The organism is Vibrio sp. 1288 (assembly GCF_033344475.1).
The window spans coordinates 76,421-96,209 of record NZ_JAWPOX010000010.1 but is presented as its reverse complement, the minus strand read 5'-3'; the positions used below and the strand labels follow the sequence as shown (position 1 = coordinate 96,209).

21 protein-coding genes and 1 tRNA gene are annotated in these 19,789 nt (G+C 43.0%); 7 read left to right on the top strand and 15 right to left on the bottom strand.

All coding sequences use genetic code 11. The features are described from left to right. Nucleotides 1–214 precede the first annotated feature (214 nt). Both R8O11_RS09805 and R8O11_RS09800 read right to left on the bottom strand, forming a co-directional pair. A complete protein-coding gene (locus tag R8O11_RS09805; protein ID WP_318101866.1) occupies nucleotides 215–892 on the bottom strand; it encodes a hypothetical protein in 678 nt (225 codons plus the stop codon). A 255-nt stretch (nucleotides 893–1,147) separates the two neighbouring features. Continuing rightward, entirely contained in the window at nucleotides 1,148–2,080 is a 933-nt protein-coding gene (locus R8O11_RS09800) for an HNH endonuclease signature motif containing protein (RefSeq protein WP_318101864.1), read from the bottom strand. Nucleotides 2,081–2,301: 221 nt separating this feature from the next. Here R8O11_RS09800 and R8O11_RS09795 point away from each other — a divergent pair, with 221 nt between their 5' ends. Beyond that, complete coding sequence (locus tag R8O11_RS09795; RefSeq protein ID WP_318194103.1) at nucleotides 2,302–2,775, top strand: hypothetical protein; 474 nt, start codon at nucleotides 2,302–2,304, stop codon at nucleotides 2,773–2,775. A gap of 392 nt (nucleotides 2,776–3,167) precedes the next feature. After that, on the top strand, nucleotides 3,168–3,431 hold the full coding sequence (locus tag R8O11_RS09790; RefSeq protein ID WP_318101860.1) for a hypothetical protein: 264 nt from the start codon (nucleotides 3,168–3,170) through the stop codon (nucleotides 3,429–3,431). 169 nt (nucleotides 3,432–3,600) lie between these two features. Here R8O11_RS09790 and R8O11_RS09785 read toward each other — a convergent pair whose 3' ends face one another. Both R8O11_RS09785 and R8O11_RS09780 read right to left on the bottom strand, forming a co-directional pair. Beyond that, nucleotides 3,601–3,978: a hypothetical protein gene (locus tag R8O11_RS09785; RefSeq protein ID WP_318101858.1), complete on the bottom strand. Its 378-nt coding sequence runs from the start codon at nucleotides 3,976–3,978 to the stop codon at nucleotides 3,601–3,603. Beyond that, the gene (locus R8O11_RS09780) at nucleotides 3,979–5,739 is read right to left on the bottom strand and encodes a hypothetical protein (RefSeq protein WP_318101856.1); all 1,761 of its coding nucleotides are present in this window, start codon (nucleotides 5,737–5,739) and stop codon (nucleotides 3,979–3,981) included. Between the two features lie 306 nt (nucleotides 5,740–6,045). On the opposite strand from R8O11_RS09780, the gene R8O11_RS09775 reads away from it, so the two are divergent. Further along, entirely contained in the window at nucleotides 6,046–6,915 is an 870-nt protein-coding gene (locus R8O11_RS09775; protein WP_318194102.1) for an ImmA/IrrE family metallo-endopeptidase, read from the top strand. Nucleotides 6,916–7,060: 145 nt separating this feature from the next. Here R8O11_RS09775 and R8O11_RS09770 read toward each other — a convergent pair whose 3' ends face one another. Continuing rightward, on the bottom strand, nucleotides 7,061–7,945 hold the full coding sequence (locus R8O11_RS09770; protein WP_318101850.1) for a site-specific integrase: 885 nt from the start codon (nucleotides 7,943–7,945) through the stop codon (nucleotides 7,061–7,063). A 49-nt stretch (nucleotides 7,946–7,994) separates the two neighbouring features. Continuing rightward, nucleotides 7,995–8,071, bottom strand: a tRNA-Arg gene (locus R8O11_RS09765). 203 nt (nucleotides 8,072–8,274) lie between these two features. Between R8O11_RS09765 and folD the strand changes: the two genes are divergently transcribed. After that, nucleotides 8,275–9,135, top strand: a complete 861-nt coding sequence (folD, locus tag R8O11_RS09760) for a bifunctional methylenetetrahydrofolate dehydrogenase/methenyltetrahydrofolate cyclohydrolase FolD (RefSeq protein WP_005382297.1) — start codon at nucleotides 8,275–8,277, stop codon at nucleotides 9,133–9,135. Between the two features lie 67 nt (nucleotides 9,136–9,202). Here the strand turns inward: folD and R8O11_RS09755 are convergent, their stop codons facing one another. From R8O11_RS09755 to R8O11_RS09740, 4 genes are all read right to left on the bottom strand, one after another. Further along, a complete protein-coding gene (locus R8O11_RS09755) occupies nucleotides 9,203–10,402 on the bottom strand; it encodes a NupC/NupG family nucleoside CNT transporter (protein WP_005382298.1) in 1,200 nt (399 codons plus the stop codon). A gap of 257 nt (nucleotides 10,403–10,659) precedes the next feature. Next, entirely contained in the window at nucleotides 10,660–11,604 is a 945-nt protein-coding gene (locus tag R8O11_RS09750; protein WP_017634801.1) for a LysR family transcriptional regulator, read from the bottom strand. Between the two features lie 88 nt (nucleotides 11,605–11,692). Beyond that, a complete protein-coding gene (locus tag R8O11_RS09745) occupies nucleotides 11,693–12,664 on the bottom strand; it encodes a lytic transglycosylase domain-containing protein (protein ID WP_017634802.1) in 972 nt (323 codons plus the stop codon). Nucleotides 12,665–12,712: 48 nt separating this feature from the next. Beyond that, complete coding sequence (locus tag R8O11_RS09740) at nucleotides 12,713–12,994, bottom strand: YcgL domain-containing protein (protein ID WP_005382303.1); 282 nt, start codon at nucleotides 12,992–12,994, stop codon at nucleotides 12,713–12,715. A gap of 197 nt (nucleotides 12,995–13,191) precedes the next feature. On the opposite strand from R8O11_RS09740, the gene minC reads away from it, so the two are divergent. From minC to minE, 3 genes are read left to right on the top strand one after another with little or no spacing between them, the layout of a single operon-like run. Then, nucleotides 13,192–13,854: a septum site-determining protein MinC gene (gene minC, locus R8O11_RS09735; protein WP_005382304.1), complete on the top strand. Its 663-nt coding sequence runs from the start codon at nucleotides 13,192–13,194 to the stop codon at nucleotides 13,852–13,854. A gap of 17 nt (nucleotides 13,855–13,871) precedes the next feature. Next, complete coding sequence (gene minD, locus R8O11_RS09730; RefSeq protein WP_005388331.1) at nucleotides 13,872–14,684, top strand: septum site-determining protein MinD; 813 nt, start codon at nucleotides 13,872–13,874, stop codon at nucleotides 14,682–14,684. A 2-nt stretch (nucleotides 14,685–14,686) separates the two neighbouring features. After that, entirely contained in the window at nucleotides 14,687–14,950 is a 264-nt protein-coding gene (gene minE / locus R8O11_RS09725; protein ID WP_005388332.1) for a cell division topological specificity factor MinE, read from the top strand. 77 nt (nucleotides 14,951–15,027) lie between these two features. Here minE and rnd read toward each other — a convergent pair whose 3' ends face one another. The 5 genes from rnd to R8O11_RS09700 all read right to left on the bottom strand — a co-directional run bounded on the left by rnd (nucleotide 15,028) and on the right by R8O11_RS09700 (nucleotide 19,789). Continuing rightward, nucleotides 15,028–16,146: a ribonuclease D gene (gene rnd / locus R8O11_RS09720; RefSeq protein WP_031777213.1), complete on the bottom strand. Its 1,119-nt coding sequence runs from the start codon at nucleotides 16,144–16,146 to the stop codon at nucleotides 15,028–15,030. Between the two features lie 79 nt (nucleotides 16,147–16,225). Further along, the gene (gene fadD / locus R8O11_RS09715) at nucleotides 16,226–17,917 is read right to left on the bottom strand and encodes a long-chain-fatty-acid--CoA ligase FadD (RefSeq protein ID WP_005382216.1); all 1,692 of its coding nucleotides are present in this window, start codon (nucleotides 17,915–17,917) and stop codon (nucleotides 16,226–16,228) included. A 106-nt stretch (nucleotides 17,918–18,023) separates the two neighbouring features. Continuing rightward, a complete protein-coding gene (locus R8O11_RS09710) occupies nucleotides 18,024–18,878 on the bottom strand; it encodes an alpha/beta fold hydrolase (protein ID WP_047102882.1) in 855 nt (284 codons plus the stop codon). Between the two features lie 6 nt (nucleotides 18,879–18,884). After that, on the bottom strand, nucleotides 18,885–19,442 hold the full coding sequence (locus tag R8O11_RS09705) for a Slp family lipoprotein (RefSeq protein ID WP_005382214.1): 558 nt from the start codon (nucleotides 19,440–19,442) through the stop codon (nucleotides 18,885–18,887). Between the two features lie 41 nt (nucleotides 19,443–19,483). Further along, entirely contained in the window at nucleotides 19,484–19,789 is a 306-nt protein-coding gene (locus R8O11_RS09700) for a hypothetical protein (protein WP_017819942.1), read from the bottom strand.

The window sequence follows — 19,789 nt, the reverse complement described above, 5'->3', positions numbered from 1 at the left end:
TCATCAGAAAGCATCACGCCCTCACCAGCGACGACACCGCGTTTATTGAGTCCTGCTTGTTTACGAGAAAACGCCGGAGATAATTTAGTTCGCCTCGTGACTATGTAGTTTAATCGTCAAAAAGAGTATCGACAGAAACTTTTTCGAGCGGCTACACAGAGTATTAACGTCAGATAATAAAGCTTGAAGCCTCATTATATTGTTATATGAATTATTACAACGTGTTGAAGTTTTTGATTACTCTGTAAACAATTTCGGTGTTAGTAGCTTTGATAACCTCAAGCCTCGCGCCTGCATAACCAATAACATTGCTATCCCCCAAATCGTACTCGACTTCCGTACTGAACGCAGAGCGTGCCATATTATTATTGAATTCACGGTAGCTGATTTTCAGTTTGTCACCAACACGACCACTATAGATTAATGTACGTCGGAAACTATCATTAGTTAGAAAATCTTCTTTTTTACGTGATGTTTCGATATCACCGCAAATATCAATATCTGCTGGCCGAATGATACATAATTGCCCCGTGTCTTTATTAAGCTTTAGACTCGCTGTAGATGCAGGAGAAGACACCAACAGGCCTGCGTAAATACTAAAACCGGAAGTTATATCCTGTGTAAAATACTCATAATTAGCATCTTCACCAGATTTAAAAAGTTTACCCGGAACAACTTTATACGCAGCAAGCCCTGTCTCTTTCTCGACATAAAGAACATCTCTTTTGGTTGATATTCCTTGATCAAGCAATGGCTCACCAAGCCCTGAAGAAACTTTACTATTAAGTTCTGGGATACTAAATGCGGTTCGCTCTGGAACGTAGTTATATTTAGGTGTGCTACAGCCAGCAATAAGTAAAGGGAGGGCTAATAACGATAATTTTTTATACATTTTATATACCTACAACAAAAGACTGTCGAACATTATACTCGATGGTAAGAAGTCGTGGGACACTTCTGACTTACGAAGTACAGTCTGTGAAGGTTCTGGACAAAATTAGTTTGCTAATCATAGCAATTCATGAATAACTACAGGTATTGATAAGTCGCTTGTCCAGTCTTATTGGTAAAGATCACCTATCAAATTCCCCATCAGTGAGACATTTCAAAAGTAGCTTTCTGATTGAGCGATTACTTTTACCCAGGGTCAACCTCTATTTTTTAAGACATTATTTCGATGATATTTAATAAATGGCTTTTGCTGCTCACTAAATGAACCTACGTTTAAAGGGAATGGTACGCCCCAGCATTTCAATAATGAAATTACTGAGTTGTCCGAAATGATTAAGTCAGCATCATCAGTAAATGATATCCACCCCTTATCAAAGAGCTTATCGATATGGGGGGAAAGGAGTAAGCCATTGTTCCCATCAAGCTTTTCTTGGTTACTGGAGTCGCGCCAAGGTTTACAGTGACTTGCAATCAAAAAGCGTTTGTCTGACAAGCCAGTAACACGACATTTCGATTCAATAGCTTCCAGGCTCTTTCTGAACTTTCCTTGGCCACGGCGGGCTTTTATCAACTGCTCTTTCTCGGTTTGGCTAATAGAACCATCACGCTCTAGTTGCTGCTCTATTTCGTTATCTAGTTCATTGTTCTCTTCATCGAAACCTAGCTCTTCTTTAGTAGCGACATTTTTGCCTGAAAGCTCAAAAAGAAGGTTAGCTAACGTTTCAGAAATACTAGCCAAGTAGCAACTTTGGTTACCGTTCCCATTTTTTTGGATTGGAGCATATTTATTGGAAAGTAGCGGTGCGATTGTGGAAATGTTGTCTTTAGCGCGAAACGGTTTATCTAAAATTGTCCACTCAACCTTAACTAACCAGCCTTCGTTGTCCCAATAGTCCCCTTTATCACCAAACTCATCAGGTTTCGGTGCAGATTTACATTGTTCAACAACCTGTCCGATAGCTCTAATTTCAGCAAAAGCAAAAGAAAACACAGTGTCACCGACAGAAGTTTTAGGCATGTTGTCATAGCTATGATTTTTGGCTCCATTTGCATTCTTCTTGGGAGACCAAATATAGCCACCTTTAATCTCTTCTTTGTGTGTCTGTTTATGGTTTACCCACCAGAACATCTATTTCTCCAAACCTTCTATTTTATACATTGCAGATAGTCACATATCCAAACATAGATCTACAAGCCGACATTTTCGAGTGTGTGAACTCAGATCCTCACGTATCGTGGAAGGTGTCCTATCTTATATGGTCTGAAATTTTTAGGTTAACTCCGACATGCATTAGATCCCGCTAATATATAGTGTTAGAATTAGAACATTCTAATATAAGGAACAAAACCATGGCAGCCCCCCCAGGAAACCAGAACAACAACAAATACCAACCGGAATATGCAGTGCAGGTATACAAGCTCTGCTTGATGGGCGCTCGGGATCAAGACTTAGCGGAATTCTTTGAAGTTCACAGAGACACAATCTTCCACTGGGTCAGCCTGTATCCAGAGTTCGCTGAAGCAAGAAAGCGTGGGAAGCTCGCAGCCGACGCAGAAGTAGCATACAGCCTATTTAATAGAGCAATGGGTGTAACAGTGACAAAACAGAAGGTGTTAAGCTCCGGTCAAGTGGTCGAGTACCAGGAAGAGCTACCACCTGATGTTCGAGCGATGGAATTTTGGCTTAAATGTCGAAGCCGTGGCAACTGGAACCCGAGCCACCAGGTCGAACTTTCAGGCGATCGTTCAAACCCGCTTGCCTTTATCCTTGCAGATATTGCGAAAGAATCAGAGAATGCTTCCCCGCTCCCGAAAATTGTTTGAAAAACCATCGAATTTAACATAATAACCCTAATCTGCACCAAGCGAGTTCACCAATTTTAAAATGTCCTACGAAACGCCCATTTTCCGACGTTTAGTCACCAAATATGGCTGAATAATAAATGCATAAACCATGCATAAATGAGCGAGTTTTAAAATCCGAACGAAAGCGCCATTTTCAACACTTTTGTTGTGACCACACTCTAAATCACTTCGTACACCGATGGACTTCCTATTGGATTGCGCCATAATTTCTATAGTGGAAAGTAGCAGTTTCTCGCAAGATTAGTTCAATTTCTGTATACCCAATAAACCTCGCTCTGGCGGGGTTTTCTCGTTTTAGGAGGCTTCTTACGGAATATTCCAAGCAACAAACACTATCTTCGATTTTGATTATGACAATACCATTCACACCGTTCGCAATAGGTGCAGAGACGACATCACATCATGACGTCCATATGGACAGCGAGCGATTTAAAATCGAAATAGCAGCATCAAAGCAACAGTTATCCTCAGCGGTCGAACACTTCTATAAAACATTAGAGCAACGGAGGGAGTCGAAGATGCAAGCCAAGACAGAACGGTTTGAACGATATCATGCTCGCCAGCTAGAGATGTCGAAGGACATAAAAGAAATCTTGAGACGAGAAGGGCTATAAATAATCAGGAGGGGGTGGACCAAAGGATCCTTCCCCCAAATCTATATATTCTGAAAAAGCCTATGAAATCAGAACGTAATTTAATATTCACGCGTATTTACAAAGCTAGAAATCCAACACTAAAAAGTGAAACTCCAACTGTAGGGATTGGCTTTGTCTGAAGGAAACTTTACTTCATCAAGCGAAGAAACTGTGGGTTAGAAACTTGGATTTGTAAACTATCTTTGTACTCAGTAATCTTCCCTCGAGCACAAACTTTTTGATTAGAAAAGTTTCTAAGGTAACCAAACCTGTTTTCAAAACCATCTAGCTTGTCATCCCAAATCAAGACAGCTAACGATTGGTTTGGGTATGGCTTATCCAAGTTTAGGTAAGTTGCTTTCTTACCTTTGTGTACCTGCGCAACCACGCCACAAGCCATAACAGTTTCACCGACATGGAAAGCGGCACGATAAGCTTCAATTCTTTGTTCTTTCGCTGTAACTTGATTTGATAGTGTTGCCAAGACAACGAATAAAGAGCCAAATAATAGTGTTAACTTCTTCATTTACTTCCTCTCTAGTTGATCAGAGTATTTAACGATAATTTGAGGCTGCCCTCCAAAAGAAGTGATTTCTCCAGAAACGCAGAGTTCTCGATTTATAAAGTGCTGAAAGTTTTCCCCGTACCCCAATACTTTTTCTACATCCGAGTCCCAAACCACTATTCTAAATTCAGTGTTAGGGTATCGGTAATCGAAATTAAGATAACTACCTTTGGAAAAAGCCTTAACTTCACGAACGATTCCACACACAACCTGGTAAGTACCAAGTAAACTCATAGTTTGGTCAGGTGCAATAGAGTTACTGTCATGAACTTCGATACTATGAGACAACGCTAGTTCATCAGCAGACACTTCCACCCAGTCATCAATACTTCTTGAGCCATTGGGATTTGGCTTCTCCCCTACACCTTCGATACTTTGTGTATTGGTAAGCTCTTCTTTTGTTTCAATTGAATTTAAGTCGGCAGGCTTTACAGGTCTCATAAATGAGACATCAGACCTCGACAAAAGAACAAGCATACTAAACAAGCCTATGGCTAATGCTGTACTAACACCCAACCAAAATCCCGATTTAGGCTTACTACCTCCGTTATTATCCACCAATTCTTTGCCGTACTCTGTTTTTGGAGTCGATTTGATCTCTTCAACTAAAGCTCTTAGTTCGCAAATTTCAGCAGAAATAGCCTCATGATTATGGTTTGATTGTTCCAACTCATTAAGTTTTTTGTCGTACCACCCCCTCAAACGCTCTCGTTCCTTATTCTTACTCTCTTCAGTTATCTTATTGGTCGATTGAGTATGTAGTGTATGACGAATTTTTTTGATTATCTTCGAATGCTCCCTCATCAACTGATTATTACTAAATCGAAGGACTATACCGAATTTAGTAATCAGTGAGTTTTGACGAATCAAAAAATCTTTCCAACGCTGATGATTTGTGTCCTTATACGTTCCATCAAGCTCGATGGGCAAATAGTAGCCTTTACGTTCATTAATTATCATAAAGTCAATATAACGGTTACCACCATTATCATCGATAAAGTGATATTGAGGGACAACATCTACTGGTTCAATTTCTGAAATTTGAGAAAGAACTTTATCGACAAATGCTTCTTCATACCCTGCGACATGTTCAATCTGCTTTTTGTATTTATGTTTCCATGTATCCCAACTATTCATTATTCTATTGTTATTCTCATTCAGGTAATTAAGTTTCACGAATTCAACCGGTAATGCTGAGTTGAGTTTGTCGATGGTATCATTGAAGCTTTCCAAGGCTTCCCCCCAAATACCAGACTCAATAACTTCTTTGGCTTCCGCTTCAAGTTTATTCGGATTAGATTTCAGGTCACTGCTGAATTCATCAAGCAAGGCTTCTACTTCTCCATAACGTAATACAAATACTTGAGATAATTGTCTTACCGCATCTAAAACACTTTTTCTGTGCTCAGGGTTTTCGATACCAAATCGCAAAAATTGCTTCGCAAGAGAAATAGCGTTCAGACTTTCTTTAAGACAACTCGAGGTGTAAGGAAAAGTGCTTAGTGTTCTTCTCACAAAACTATTTAAACGGATTTCAAGCATCGTCACGGTGTGCAAAGCATCTTTTAGCGGCTGCTTTTCTTGCTGTTCTTCGTTCCACGCACTAAGCTCTTGGTTAACGTACTCTAACCCCTTATTCACTTCTTCTAGTCCGCTGTTCAAGCCTTGTACACCTAGCTTAAGCGTCTTAGATGTACTTTTAAGTACACTGAATAACCCCATTTCACCCTCTGTGTACTGTCATTAAGCACTAGTCAACATCATATAAATTTTCATATCCAAATCAAAACGCTACTAGCGAAGAAAAAAGTTCTTCACAAGTACATTCCTATACTATGCTCGGAATACAGAAGAACATACAGACCAAAGATTCAATTAAACCATTGTTGTAACGGAATATCGAAGATAGCATTGCATAAAAAAGTTATCTTTGCCCGCCCTAATTATGATGATACACCCATGTCTTATCACTCCGATACATCTAGGTAACGAGATGGGCTACCAATATTAGCTGGATAAACCATCAAAATGAAAGAGACAAAACTAGAGCATAAAAGCACATTTGATGAATTAATTGATTTAACACGAAACTACCGAGGCAGCAGTGACTATTTTCGATTCATCAAGTTCGTCGCTAAGATTAAAAATTACTCGGCTTACAACATAGCGCTTATTTATGCACAAGATCCTAACGTAACATACGTAGCTTCTAAAACTGACTGGTTAAAAAAGCACAATAGAACCGTTAAGCCAGAAGCAAGACCACTTATCATCCTTGCACCATTTCACCCTGTCATGTTTGTATTTGATGTTAATGATACTGAGGGTGAGCAACTGCCAAAAAGAGTTTTCGATCCTTTTTGGGCTAAAGGTGAACTCCCAATTCGAGCTCTAAACATGTTAGCGAAACTGTGTGATAGACTTAGGGTAAAAGTTGTAGAAAAACCCCAAATTAATAGTAGTGCAGGCTCTATTCGAGCAGATTATGGCTATAACAAATTCAAATCCTATATTCTCGAAATCAACTCAAACCACACCCCGCAAGTCAAATTCGCAACTCTAGTTCACGAGATAGCTCATCTCCTTTGTGGGCATCTTGGAGTTCACAGAGAAAAAGAGAGTTGGAGAGAGAGACAACACCTCACACTAACAGAACAAGAGTTTGAAGCTGAGTCTATCTCATACATTATTTGTAAAAGGTTCGGTGTCAGAAGTAATTCTGAAGAATATTTATCTGGGTACACTAAAGATAATGGTGTAATTCCTAAAATATCAATCGATACCGTTCTCAATGTCACGGGGATAATAGAGAATGCAATTCAGGGTAAAGTAACACTTAAAAATAAAGAAAAAACCACATATGTAAACAGCAGCTATGAACAGCTTCATTTATTCTAAGGGGCACTTGCCGGACATAGCATCAATTCAGTTAGTGGGGGGGATGGACCAAAACGTTGCACCCCCTCCCCCACATCAATATATCGGCATCAAAAATTTATCTGATTTTTGAACTCAGAAACTTTCCCTAATGTTGTTTGCCACCCTAATCAAAAAGCCTTGCCGCCAAAGCTTCAGCATCCAACTTCACGTACCTACTCAGTACCCGATGATCTCGGTGACCAGAAACCTTGGATACTAATACGCTGTCATGTCCTGCTTCTATAAGCTTGGATAGCCTGTAATGCCTGAGTGAATGTAAGACGAACTCATGTAGCCCTTCTTCATCGGCAGCTTTTCGAAACTTTTTGCTGACGTATTCAGGTAATGCGCTAAAGACAGGGTATGTTGGCGCTCTGTCTGTGGTTAACTCCATCCTTTTACCCAGTATTGCCATTGCTGTAGTAGAAAGTGGTACCTTACGGTCTTCCCCATTCTTTGTGTTCCATAATTGTATATAGCGATGTTCGAGGTAGACGTCGCACCTTCGCAGTTTCAGAACTTCGTTCCTACGGCAGGCTGTTTCACTTAACAGCATACAAATGTCGCGTAGCTCTTCCGAGGCTAGTCTGGCAACAACCGCCTTAACTTGTTCATGGGTTGGAATGAACTGACGGACTCCGTAATCTTTTGGTAACCGTATCTGTTTAAAAATATCTGGGATTTGTAAGCCGATATCCCGACGAAGCCAATTGAGCATCGCTTGCAGAGCTGCGGCATCTTTCCGAACAGTACCAGGCTTAACACTAGATAGACGCTGATTGATGAAAGAGTTGATGTTATCCCTAGCATAAGGGCTTGTGGTGAGATCTTTGATTAAATAAGAAGAAAAGTAACGGCTGATTCGCTCTAATCGGTACTTTAACGTTCCAATGTAAGTTTTATGGTATTGCGCACGAATTTGAACGTAGCTGTCTATACAAGACGGAATTGGGGTGTTTAAATTAAGGTTTTGTGGTGGAGTTTTTGTGAGATTGTTCACTAAATACATGGCACAGTCCTAACGGTTTTGGATAGGAAGACTGTGCTGAGGGGAGGAATGGCACGCCCTATAGGATTCGAACCTATGACCACATCCTTAGAAGGGACGTGCTCTATCCAGCTGAGCTAAGGGCGCGCTACAGGGACAGGATTATACGAGTTCAAACGGGTAAATCAACGGGTTTTCATAACATTCTGATCTGAATGCCTAAAAAAAGTCCATTAAAACGCTTAATGTTCAAAAACACCACAAAGCAAACGTTTGCGTATGGATGTTGATAAGAAATTCTGCGACAATGCGCCGCAGATAATCTGCCTTCTTAATTTATAAGGAAAGTCATGACTGCTCAAAATATAGACGGAACTCTCATTTCCCAAACTGTTCGATCCGAAGTGGCTGCACGTGTTAAAGCACGTGTTGAAGCTGGGCTACGTGCTCCTGGTTTAGCAGTGGTTCTAGTTGGTGAAGATCCTGCCTCTCAGGTTTATGTCGGTAGCAAACGCCGCGCATGTGAAGAAGTTGGGTTTGTTTCTAAGTCTTTTGACCTTCCTGCGTCTAGCTCAGAAGAAGAGTTACTAGCGCTGATTGATGAATTAAACAATGATGATGAAATTGACGGCATTCTAGTGCAATTACCCCTTCCTGCGGGCATAGACACAACACATGTTTTAGAGCGCATTCACCCAGAGAAGGACGTGGATGGCTTCCACCCTTATAACGTTGGCCGTCTTGCGCAACGTATTCCAAAGCTTCGCTCTTGCACGCCAAAGGGCATCATTACCCTACTCGACCGTTACAACATTGAGCTACGTGGTAAGCATGCGGTTGTGGTTGGCGCATCAAACATTGTTGGTCGTCCAATGACACTTGAGCTGCTGCTTGCGGGCTGCACAACAACAACATGTCACCGTTTTACCAAAGACCTAGAGAGTCATGTGCGTCAAGCTGACGTTGTCGTGGTTGCGGTTGGTAAACCTAACTTCATCCCTGGTGAGTGGATTAAAAAAGGCGCAGTGGTGGTCGATGTCGGTATTAACCGTCTTGATTCAGGCAAACTAGTTGGCGACGTGGAATACGACAAAGCACGTGAAAGTGCGAGCTTTATTACTCCTGTTCCTGGTGGCGTTGGCCCAATGACCGTCGCAAGTTTAATTGAGAACACGATGCTCGCTTGCGAACAGTTCCACACAGACAAATAACGTAAATTTCAGATACGAAAAAGGCTCCGCAAGGAGCCTTTTTGCTAATTGTTGATATCTATTTCAATTACAGACTTAAAATCACGCCCGCAATAGAAGCGCTCATTAAGTTCGCCATGACACCAGCGATAATCGCACGGAAACCATGCTTAGAAACAAATGCACGCTTTTCTGGTACCAAAGAGCCCAACCCACCAATCAGCATCGCCATGCTTGAGATATTTGCAAAGCCACACAAAGCAAACGTCACGATTGCTTGTGAGTGTTCACTAAGTTGAGACTTCACTTCTGCAAGCTGGATGAAAGCGACGAACTCATTCACCACAATCTTGTTACCAATCAGCGAGCCTGCTGTGGTTGCTTCTTGCCATGGTATACCCAACAACCAAGCGACTGGCGCAAACACAAAACCTAGGATGAGCTCAAAACTTAATGGTGTCCCAATCAGATCACCTATCCAGCCTAACATGCCGTTTAGCATTGCAATGACACTAATAAACGCCAGTAACGTACCACCGACCGATACAGCAATGCGTACACCCGCCATGGCACCATCGGCTAATGCTTCTACTACGTTGGTTGCACGTGGAATTTCAACTTGGCTAATGTCGATATCTGCTGCTTTATCCGTATCTTCTGGCATTAAAATTTTTGCCATCAACAAGCCGGCAGGTGCCGACATAAATGCAGCAGCAATAAGATAGTTGAGGTCGACACCCAGTGATGCGTAACCAACCAACGTTCCGCCAGCAACTGACGCTAAACCACCTGTCATAACTGCAAAGAACTGCGAGTCAGTCATGTGTTTTAGGTAAGGCTTTACCATTAATGGTGCTTCAATGGTGCCAACAAAGATATTCGCCGTAGCAGACAAAGACTCAGCACGACCGATACCCAGCAGCTTTTGAATACCACCACCGATAAAGTTAATGATTTTTGGCATCACACCAATGTGATAAAGACCTGAGATAAGAGAGGAGAAGAAAACGATGATACCCAGAACATTGATCGCAAAGGTGAAGCCCCCTGTCGCCAAATTACCGAATAAAAACGCAATGCCCTCTTGACCATAGTTGATCAAATTCGACACAACACTGCTCACTGAATTCAGCGCATCTCGTCCTGCTGGTACATATAAAACCAACAACGCAAACAGTACCTGCAAAGCAAACGCAAACGACACCGTTCTCAGCTTTATATTTTTTCTATTTGTAGAAAGTAGCCATGCTAGGAATAGTATGGCTACGATACCAATAATTGAGTTCATAAAATGAATCCGACAGAAGGGGGATATAGAAGGCACCGGATTGTATAGCGGACTCAAAATGCTGCAAGTTGAGGATGTTAACAGTGTGAAAAGTTTAAGCGACCAATAACTGACCAACAAAATAACCAATTGAATTTATTGAAGATAAACGTTTGCTTATTTTAATTGTTTCCATATGGAAAATATGTTTCTGATTCAGGAAAAATTTTTGTGAAGTGAATCACCTTATGTGTCGTTCTACAACGTCATTGATCCTGTTATTTAGGAATAGAGATGTAAGGCGCCAAACGTTGGTCCCAATGACAAGGGTTGCCGATCTTCTGTTTGATAAAGTTAATCACTGCGGATATTTTTTTTGGCATATGCTGGCGGCTTGGGTATACCGCATAAAACGGCATCGACTGGCTGGCTTTCCAATCAGGTAACAGCTGTATTAACTTACCCGTTCTGAACTCATCACCCAGCAAGTAAGTGGCAAGGTAGGCAATACCCCAACCTGCAATAGCCGCATCCCGAACGGCTTCTGCCAGATCTACTGAATAGTTACCCGAGACTTTTACGTTCAATTCTTGCTGATCTTTGGTAAACGCCCACCCCGTATAGTCACGCTCCCAGCTTCTGTATATGAGGCAGTTGTGAGCAGATAGGTCATCCGGTTCTGTTGGCGTGTCATGTTTCAATAAGTAATCTGGCGATGCCGCAACAACAAACTGGCAATCCGTCAAACGCTGCGCAATGTAACCTTCAGGCAAATGCTCGTTGTTGGTTACCCATAAATCGAGCCCTTCGGCTAACATATCGACCTTATAGTCAAACAGATGTACTTCCACTTGAAGTTGAGGATACAGTTCGCGTAACTCTTGAATCGCTGGAATAATGTGTAAGGTACCAAATGATTGCGACAACCCAAGACGTACCAAACCTGCTACTTCATCCCGCTGGGTTTCCATCTCTAATGTGGCGCTGCTCACCGCTTGTACCACTTGCTCACAGTGATGAAAAAAGGTTTTCCCTGCCTCAGTCGGCGTAAAGCTTCGCGTAGTGCGTTGAACAAGCTTGATACCAAGAGACGCTTCTAACTGACTCAACTGTTTACTCACATGAGACACCGACACGCCTAAGCTCTTTGCAGCAGCTGTGAAGCTTTTGTGTTTAAGAAGAGCGGAGAAAATCACCATTTGTGCGGCACGTTCAGATAACACGCTTTACCTCGATTTGGTTATAGAAAAAACAAAGGGCTCCGAAGAGCCCTTGTATTGAAGACTGAATGCCAAATTGTTTGATGGCAGATCAGTATTTAATGCGGTCAGCCAAGTGACTCACAGCAAGTGCGAAGTAGTAAGAGCGGTTCCACTTCATCAATACGTTGTAGTTATTGTAAACCAGATACGTACGACCATTCTCGTCGTCCGGCATGATCAACCATGCTTTGATGTCTTCATCCAGTTTTGGCAACGGGCTACCGTCATATTTTGTGATACCTAATTGGCTCCACTCTTGAAGGTATTTGCCTTTTTCAGCCGTGCGCCCTTCTAGGCTGCGATCAATATTTTTAGGAACCTTAACTTGGCGACCCCAAGTATATTTATCATCCCAACCAGACTTGCTCAAATAGTTAGCGGTTGATGCAAACACGTCCGCTTCAGATTGCCATATGTCTTTTTTACCATCACCGTTGCCGTCAGCAGCAAAACGAAGGAAAGAGCTTGGCATAAACTGGCATTGACCCATCGCACCAGCCCATGAGCCTTTAAAGTTCTCTAGCTCAATATGGCCTTGATCGAGGATCTGAAGTGCCGACATAGTCTCTTTACGGAAAAACTCTTCACGACGGCCTTCAAATGCCATTGTGGATAGTGCATCAATCACTTTAAAGTTGCCGGTAAACTTACCAAAGTTACTTTCAACTCCCCAAAGTGCCACAACAAAGCGCGGGTGGACACCGTACTCATCGCCTATACGCTTTAGCTCGGTGTAATGCTCTTTGTAGAGTTGTCTGGCTTGCTTCACCTTCCATTCAGGCACCGCGCGAGGAATGTACTCATCCAATGTCAGTTTCTTTTCTGGTTGGTTTCGGTCCGCTTTTACTGCTCGGGGCTTGTACTCAACATTAGCAAAAGCAGCACTAATGACCTGCTCTGAGATACCTTTATCACGAGCTTCAGCACGCAGCTTATTCAAGTATTCATCAAAACCCTCGCTACTTGCAAAAGCCGAGGTACACATACCAACGCTAAGCATGGTAGCCAGTATCTTTTTCATATTGCCCTCCTTGAGCAAGGCAGAAATCCCAGATGAAAAACGATGACGTTATTCGCCTTTCTGCTGGGCTTTTTGTTCTTTGTACTTTTCTAATAGGTTCTCCGGCGGCGGTGGAACCTGAAGAAAGAAGCCATCATTTTGTAATGAAGCCTTCACTTTTTCGATATCAACTTGTGCCAATTTACGGCCATCAAGTTTAATCGTCATGACAGCGATAGGCTTACCGAACATCTGCATTAAGGTGTCAGGAACCTGTGAAAAATCATCCTTTTTCGGAATATAGAGATAAGTACCTTCTTTTTTCGAGCTTTTATAAATAGAACAAAGCATGACACGCCTTTTATGCTGATTTAGCCGCGTTGAGTGCGGATTAGGTTGTAAACGTCAAATTCTCGCAAACTTAATAGCAAATTTGAGATTAATTCACCTATTTGCCCACGAGAGAACTTGCTGCGTCAAAGGATGAAATATAACATGACATACCTAGTTTAAGGCAACGCTCTTTCAATAAAGGCAAGAAGTCCACGATGACCCATTCACCAGACCTTAAAGGTAGCAGTTTTACATTGTCAGTTTTACACCTTTCTGACAATGAGATCGCAAAGACTGTCGAATTTTTGCAAGAAAAAGTTTCTCAAGCACCTTCTTTTTTTGCATCCGCGCCTTTGGTAATCAATATAGCAAAAGTACAAGGCGACATTGATTTCCCTAAGCTTAAACAAGGCATCTCAGATGCCGGTTTTATTCCGGTCGGTGTAACGGGCTGTAAAGACAAGCGTGTACAAAACCTTGCTTCCGAAGCTGGCTTCGCCATTATGTCGGCGAGCAAATCGCCAAGCCAAGCACCTGCCAAAATGGCACCAACGAAAGTAGTTCGTACGCCTGTCCGCTCAGGACAACAGATCTACGCAAAAGATGGTGATTTGGTGGTGCTAGCGCACGTAAGTGCAGGTGCTGAAGTCATTGCTGACGGCTCTATTCATATCCATGGCACACTTCGAGGTCGTGCGATTGCAGGAGCAAGTGGTCAGCAGGAAGCGCGTATTATTTGCCACGATTTACAAGCAGAACTGGTATCCATTGCGGGTGACTACTGGTTAAGCGATCAAATTGAAAGCGAGTACTGGCAAAAGAAAGTAATGATCAGTAAAGCCGATGAATCATTACATTTAGAAGTTCTCGCGATTTAATCTAAAAAGGAAAAAAAATGGCACGCATTATTGTAGTAACGTCTGGTAAAGGTGGCGTTGGTAAAACCACTTCAAGCGCAGCCATCGCCTCTGGTCTAGCTCTTAAGGGAAAAAAGACCGCGGTGATCGATTTTGACATCGGTTTGCGTAACCTCGATCTAATCATGGGCTGTGAGCGCCGCGTCGTGTATGACTTTGTGAACGTCATTAACGGCGAAGCGACATTAAACCAAGCGCTGATCAAAGATAAGCGCACGGACAACCTATTTATTCTTCCTGCTTCTCAAACTCGTGATAAAGACGCACTGACAAAAGATGGTGTTCAGCGCGTATTCGGCGAACTTGATGAAATGGGCTTTGATTTCATTATTTGTGATTCACCAGCAGGTATCGAGCAAGGCGCGTTAATGGCCTTGTACTATGCCGATGAAGCCATTGTCACAACGAACCCAGAAGTCTCTTCTGTGCGTGACTCTGACCGCATTCTCGGTATTTTAGATTCCAAGTCACTGCGTGCAGAACAAGGGCTAGAGCCAGTAAAACAGCACCTTCTACTGACTCGCTACAACCCATCTCGCGTCACTCAAGGCGAAATGCTAAGCGTTGAAGACGTTGAGGAGATCTTACATATTCCACTACTGGGCGTGATTCCAGAAAGCCAAGCCGTGCTTAACGCGTCAAACAAAGGTGTGCCAGTCACTTTTGACGATAACACCGATGCGGGTATGGCTTATTCTGACACCGTTGATCGCTTATTAGGCAATCAGGTTGAATTTCGTTTCCTTACTGAGGAGAAGAAAGGACTCTTTAAACGACTCTTTGGAGGCTAGACATGTCATTATTAGAATTTTTCCGTCCACAGAAGAAAACTTCTGCGAATCTAGCTAAAGAGCGTTTGCAAATCATTGTCGCAGAGCGCCGCAGCCAAAATGATCCTGCGCCGTCTTACTTGCCTCAATTAAAAGAAGACATCTTGAAGGTGATCAGCAAGTACGTGGCAATTGATCCAAATATGGTTGACTTAACATTTGAGCACAAAGACGACGATATCTCAGTTCTTGAGCTGAATGTGAAGCTACCAGACGAAGAAAAGTAATCAGTTTCTCTCGCAAGACGAATGCTCTAATTAGAACGAAAAAGGTTGGCATCGAGGCCAACCTTTTTCATCTTTCATTACTTTAATGCTTTGTTCATCTTGTCGCCGAGTAAATCCAAACGCCACCCTTGCATCAAATCAGGCAATACTTCTGGGTCACGATCTTTTTTCCAAACCCAACTGATCAACTGATTGATCTGCTTTTTAGAGGCAAGGAACTCCGTGGCTAAACCTGACTTCTGCGAAGCCGATTTCACCAAGTCTTTCATATTTTTGAAGACCTGCTTGTAACCCGGATAGTCCATTAAACGCTCAATTTTCGCAGGATACTCTTCAGAAGGTGTTTGCTTCGCTTGCTTAACAATCGCGGCAATCTTCGCGCCATGGCGGTTAATCGCTCGGATATCAATATCTTCTGCTTCCATCTTCTTAAAGTTCGTTAAACCAAGACGAGCGACCGTTAATAGATCACCTTCTTTGAAGATAAAGTTCAGCGCTAAATCTCGTTTGATTGCTTCACGATAACGCCACGTCGCCAATGGCTTTAAAATCGCCAGCTCAGAAGGTTTTAATTGCCAAGCGCCCTTAATATCAAGGTAGGCATTCTCTTCATTGGTTACGCGAATACGTTTCGAAACGAGTAAATCACTTTCTTGCTGTACAGCTTCCCACCAACCTGCTTGCGTCACCTTATCGAACAGCTTTTCGTATAACGGTAACAAGTAATGAACATCTGCGGCAGCATAATCTAATTGCTTTTGTGTCAGTGGACGAGCCATCCAGTCGGTACGTGATTCACTTTTGTCGAGCTCTACGCCTAAATATTCTTCCACCAGCGATGCGAAGCCTGTCGATAGGCCGTGACCGAGAAAAGCGGCCATCAGCTGCGTATCCACCATAGGGAATGGTGTACAACCAAAAGCGTTTTGGAAAACTTCTAAATCTTCACCACATGCGTGCAGCACTTTTAGCACAGAAGTATCTTTTAATAGCGCTACAAACGGCGTCATATCCGTTAATTCAGTCGGATCAATCAGCGAGAGGCGATTACCATCGAAAAGCTGAATCAGACCTAACTGCGGGTAGAAAGTGCGAATACGAACGAATTCGGTATCCAGCATCACTACGTCTGCCTCTCGGGCATGAGTGCAAACCTCTTCTAGGTCTTTGTTTTTAGTAATAATTTGATAGTTCACATACTTCTCGCTATAAAAAATGCCAGCAAAACGCTGGCATTCTATCATTTTTTAAATCTCTCGACTCGACGAAATCGGCTTATGCGCTTTTCTTTGCAAGTTCAGCGTCATTCTCTTCGCGTAAAACACGACGCAAGATCTTACCGACATTGGTTTTAGGTAAGTCTTCGCGGAATTCAACCAACTTCGGAACTTTGTAGCCAGTTAGGTGTTCTCGACAATGCGCGATCACTTCGTCTTTGGTCAAGCTCGGATCGCGTTTCACGACATAAATCTTCACTAATTCACCAGACACTTCATGCGGCTGACCAATAGCAGCAACTTCAAGTACCTTGCCGTGTAGTGCTACAACGTCTTCAATTTCGTTCGGGTAAACATTAAAGCCTGATACTAAGATCATGTCTTTCTTACGGTCGACGATATGCAGGAAGCCTTCGTCATCGAACTTAACGATGTCGCCGGTTGATAGCCAGCCGTCTTCGTTAATCGTATCTTTCGTTGCTTCAGGTCGTTGCCAGTAACCTTGCATAACCTGAGGACCACGAACTTGAAGTTCACCAGTTTCAGTATTCGCAAGAGCGTTGCCTTCTTCATCCACGATACGAACTTCTGTTGATGGTACCGGCAGACCAATAGAGCCATTGTATTCAACAAGATCATGCGGATATGCCGCCACCAACGGAGAACATTCTGTTAGACCGTAACCTTCGAGCAAATAGCAACCCGTGGTCTTTTGCCATCTTTCTGCCACTGAGCGCTGCACTGCCATGCCGCCGCCAACGGCTAAACGTAGATTACTGAAATCCAACTCGTGGAAATCTTCATTATTGACCAATGCATTAAATAAGGTATTCACGCCCGTAATCGCAGTAAACGGATGCTTTTGTAGCTCTTTCACGAACCCTGGTATATCTCTAGGGTTGGTAATAAGTAAGTTACGACCACCCATTTCGACAAACAGCAGACAGTTTACGGTAAGAGCAAATACGTGATACAGCGGTAACGCTGTCACGACTAATTCACGCCCCGGAGATAAAACCGGTCCGTACGCGCCTTTTGCCTGTAGAACGTTCGCAATCATGTTGCGGTGAGTCAGAATCGCGCCTTTCGCGACACCTGTCGTCCCCCCCGTATATTGCAGGAATGCAATGTCATCCCCAGACATAAACGGTTTAACGTATTGTAGACGACGACCTTTACGTAGAGCCTGACGCATTGAGATTGCACCAGGTAAATCGTACTTAGGCACCATGCCCTTAACGTACTTCACGACAAAATCGACAATCGTACCTTTCGCTCGTGGCAGCATTTGACCAAGACTGGTTAACACTACGTGTTTGACTGGTGTTTTATCGACAATTTGTTCTAACGTATTCGCAAAGTTAGACACAATCACAATCGTCGTCGCACCTGAGTCATTCAATTGGTGTTCAAGTTCACGAGGAGTGTAAAGTGGGTTAACGTTTACGGCGATACAACCTGCACGCAAAATACCAAACAACGCCACTGGGTATTGCAGTAGGTTTGGCATCATCAGAGCAACACGGTCACCCTTTTGCAGTTTTAACTCGTTTTGCAGATACGCTGCGAATGCGCGACTACGCTCTTCCAATTTACGGAAGGTCATAACCGAGCCCATGTTCATGAATGCTGGTTGGTCTGCATATTTTTGTACAGACTGTTCAAACATTTCTACCAAAGACTCATATTGCTCTGGATTAATGGTTTCAGGTACGTCACTTGGATAACGTGAAAGCCATGGTTTATCCACGATGTTACTCCTCGTTTATAACTGGCTAAAAAATAGCGTCCTTTTTATTTTGAAAGCTATTACAGCACAGCGAACGTGCTTGAGCACGCAACTCTCAAACACTTGTTTAAATTTTGTTAACTACACCAAGAATTCGCGTTGCGACCTCGAGTATTTGCTCTAAATGACAGTGATGACCACCCTTGACAGAAACCACTTGCGGTGGGTTCTCTCCCCAATCAGCTTGGTTAGATGGTAAATTCTGAAATCCTTGATCGCCTAATACAATCAAATGAGGACAACGTATTTGGCTGGTAATCGAGTTAGCATGCGCTTGCGCCATTCGGTAAAGCGACGCACATTTTAACTTGGCGTCATGCCGCCAATACCATTTATCTCCTCGCTGCTCTGTTCCACGCTCGACTATCGGTAGAAGTTGCTCAGCGGTTAATTGGTTGGCTTGCATGCGTAATTTTAACGCCAGATCGAAGGAGGCAATGGCTCGCTCTGGCTTGTTTTGCTGTCTTATTCGACTTAAAACGCCATCGCGAAGACGAGGCAAACTGTTAATAGGCTCTTCAGTAAGAGGTCCTGCTCCCTCAATTTGCACAAGACCTTCGACCTGCTCTGGAAACGCAGCACTATAGCAACTTGCGATTAAAGCACCAAGTGAATGCCCTACTAATATCAGTCTGTTTGGTGATAATTCGTCCAAAAACTGATACAAATCGGCAATATAGTCGTGAAAGGGGTAATAATTATCGTGAGATTTATGACTCGATAAACCGTGACCAAAATGATCGATGGCGAGGAGGTGTAAGTGAGGATTAAGTTGATTCAACTGCTCCATGAGCGCTTTAAAGCTGCCCGCATTATCTAACCACCCATGAAGAAAAACGACTGACAAGTCAGCCGTTTTCTCGTTCCCTATCTCAAGGGCTGCCATTTTGCCGGCAGGAAGCTCGAATTGACGCTCATGCATCGCAGATTATTTGACCTGTTTTATCACTTTACCGTCTTGTGGGAAATCATTACGCCACATGCGGCAGTTAATCGAGTAACATGGGTAAAAGTAGGTTGGCGAGTCATACATGCGTACACGTTCTTCAATTTTCCATAAACGGTACCCTTCCCCCTTTATTACCGGGAAGATGTAACCGTGCTCACCGATCTTTCCTTCTTCTTCCCCTGCTCCTTTGCCTACAACCGTCACCAAACGGCCTTCACTAAAGGCGACAGGCTCTAAATAGCCATCAAAATAGGCGACAAAACGTCCCGTAGGCTCTTCATCGATATCAGGTTTACCAGACTTACTGATAGGAAGGTTTACAATCTCTAGACGCGTTTTATCTTTAAAGTTATCCACTTTAGCGATGATTCCACCAAGGCGAACATCTTCACTCACTTGCCCCTGAGACTCAGCAAAAGCTTTATAGTCTGTAACGACCAATTCTGTGCTTGCATTTAGCTCCTCAGGCAACGAGCTACACGCAGACAAACCAACCGTAGCAAATAATGCGAGAAAAAACCGTCCAAAAACCTTCATAAACCACCTTTCAATATTAGTAACCCCAAGCTGGGGAGATCTCACACGTAAATATCGACACCAAGTAATTGAGCCAGTTCCTCTTTTTTAGCTCGATTCATGACATCCATGTACTGCTCCATTGCTTTACGTGCGCCCCCTTCAGGAAGGTCATATTGCACTTGAGCTCGGTGAATTTGGGACTCATCCACGTGTTTTATGGAGTGCGCCACGGCGTTAGCAACCTTTGAAGGCTGACCTACAGGCTGCTTTGTTTGTGATTTATTTACCTGCTTCTTTTGACTGGCTTTATGAGTGCGATTTGCACCGGGAATCAAAGAAGGAGGCAAGCCATTAATCGACGCCAT

Excerpts from the sequence above, each read along its gene's own strand:
- R8O11_RS09745 (WP_017634802.1), bottom strand. The coding sequence starts at position 12,664 with ATGAAAAAGATACTGGCTACCATGCTTAGCGTTGGTATGTGTACCTCG.
- R8O11_RS09785 (WP_318101858.1), bottom strand. The coding sequence starts at position 3,978 with ATGAAGAAGTTAACACTATTATTTGGCTCTTTATTCGTTGTCTTGGCA.
- R8O11_RS09755 (WP_005382298.1), bottom strand. The coding sequence starts at position 10,402 with ATGAACTCAATTATTGGTATCGTAGCCATACTATTCCTAGCATGGCTA.
- R8O11_RS09705 (WP_005382214.1), bottom strand. The coding sequence starts at position 19,442 with ATGAAGGTTTTTGGACGGTTTTTTCTCGCATTATTTGCTACGGTTGGT.
- R8O11_RS09800 (WP_318101864.1), bottom strand. The coding sequence starts at position 2,080 with ATGTTCTGGTGGGTAAACCATAAACAGACACACAAAGAAGAGATTAAA.
- folD (WP_005382297.1), top strand. The coding sequence starts at position 8,275 with ATGACTGCTCAAAATATAGACGGAACTCTCATTTCCCAAACTGTTCGA.
- R8O11_RS09780 (WP_318101856.1), bottom strand. The coding sequence starts at position 5,739 with ATGGGGTTATTCAGTGTACTTAAAAGTACATCTAAGACGCTTAAGCTA.
- minD (WP_005388331.1), top strand. The coding sequence starts at position 13,872 with ATGGCACGCATTATTGTAGTAACGTCTGGTAAAGGTGGCGTTGGTAAA.
- R8O11_RS09805 (WP_318101866.1), bottom strand. The coding sequence starts at position 892 with ATGTATAAAAAATTATCGTTATTAGCCCTCCCTTTACTTATTGCTGGC.
- minC (WP_005382304.1), top strand. The coding sequence starts at position 13,192 with ATGACCCATTCACCAGACCTTAAAGGTAGCAGTTTTACATTGTCAGTT.
- minE (WP_005388332.1), top strand. The coding sequence starts at position 14,687 with ATGTCATTATTAGAATTTTTCCGTCCACAGAAGAAAACTTCTGCGAAT.
- R8O11_RS09790 (WP_318101860.1), top strand. The coding sequence starts at position 3,168 with ATGACAATACCATTCACACCGTTCGCAATAGGTGCAGAGACGACATCA.
- R8O11_RS09700 (WP_017819942.1), bottom strand. The coding sequence starts at position 19,789 with ATGGCGTCGATTAATGGCTTGCCTCCTTCTTTGATTCCCGGTGCAAAT.
- R8O11_RS09775 (WP_318194102.1), top strand. The coding sequence starts at position 6,046 with ATGAAAGAGACAAAACTAGAGCATAAAAGCACATTTGATGAATTAATT.
- R8O11_RS09770 (WP_318101850.1), bottom strand. The coding sequence starts at position 7,945 with ATGTATTTAGTGAACAATCTCACAAAAACTCCACCACAAAACCTTAAT.
- R8O11_RS09710 (WP_047102882.1), bottom strand. The coding sequence starts at position 18,878 with ATGCATGAGCGTCAATTCGAGCTTCCTGCCGGCAAAATGGCAGCCCTT.
- R8O11_RS09795 (WP_318194103.1), top strand. The coding sequence starts at position 2,302 with ATGGCAGCCCCCCCAGGAAACCAGAACAACAACAAATACCAACCGGAA.
- R8O11_RS09740 (WP_005382303.1), bottom strand. The coding sequence starts at position 12,994 with ATGCTTTGTTCTATTTATAAAAGCTCGAAAAAAGAAGGTACTTATCTC.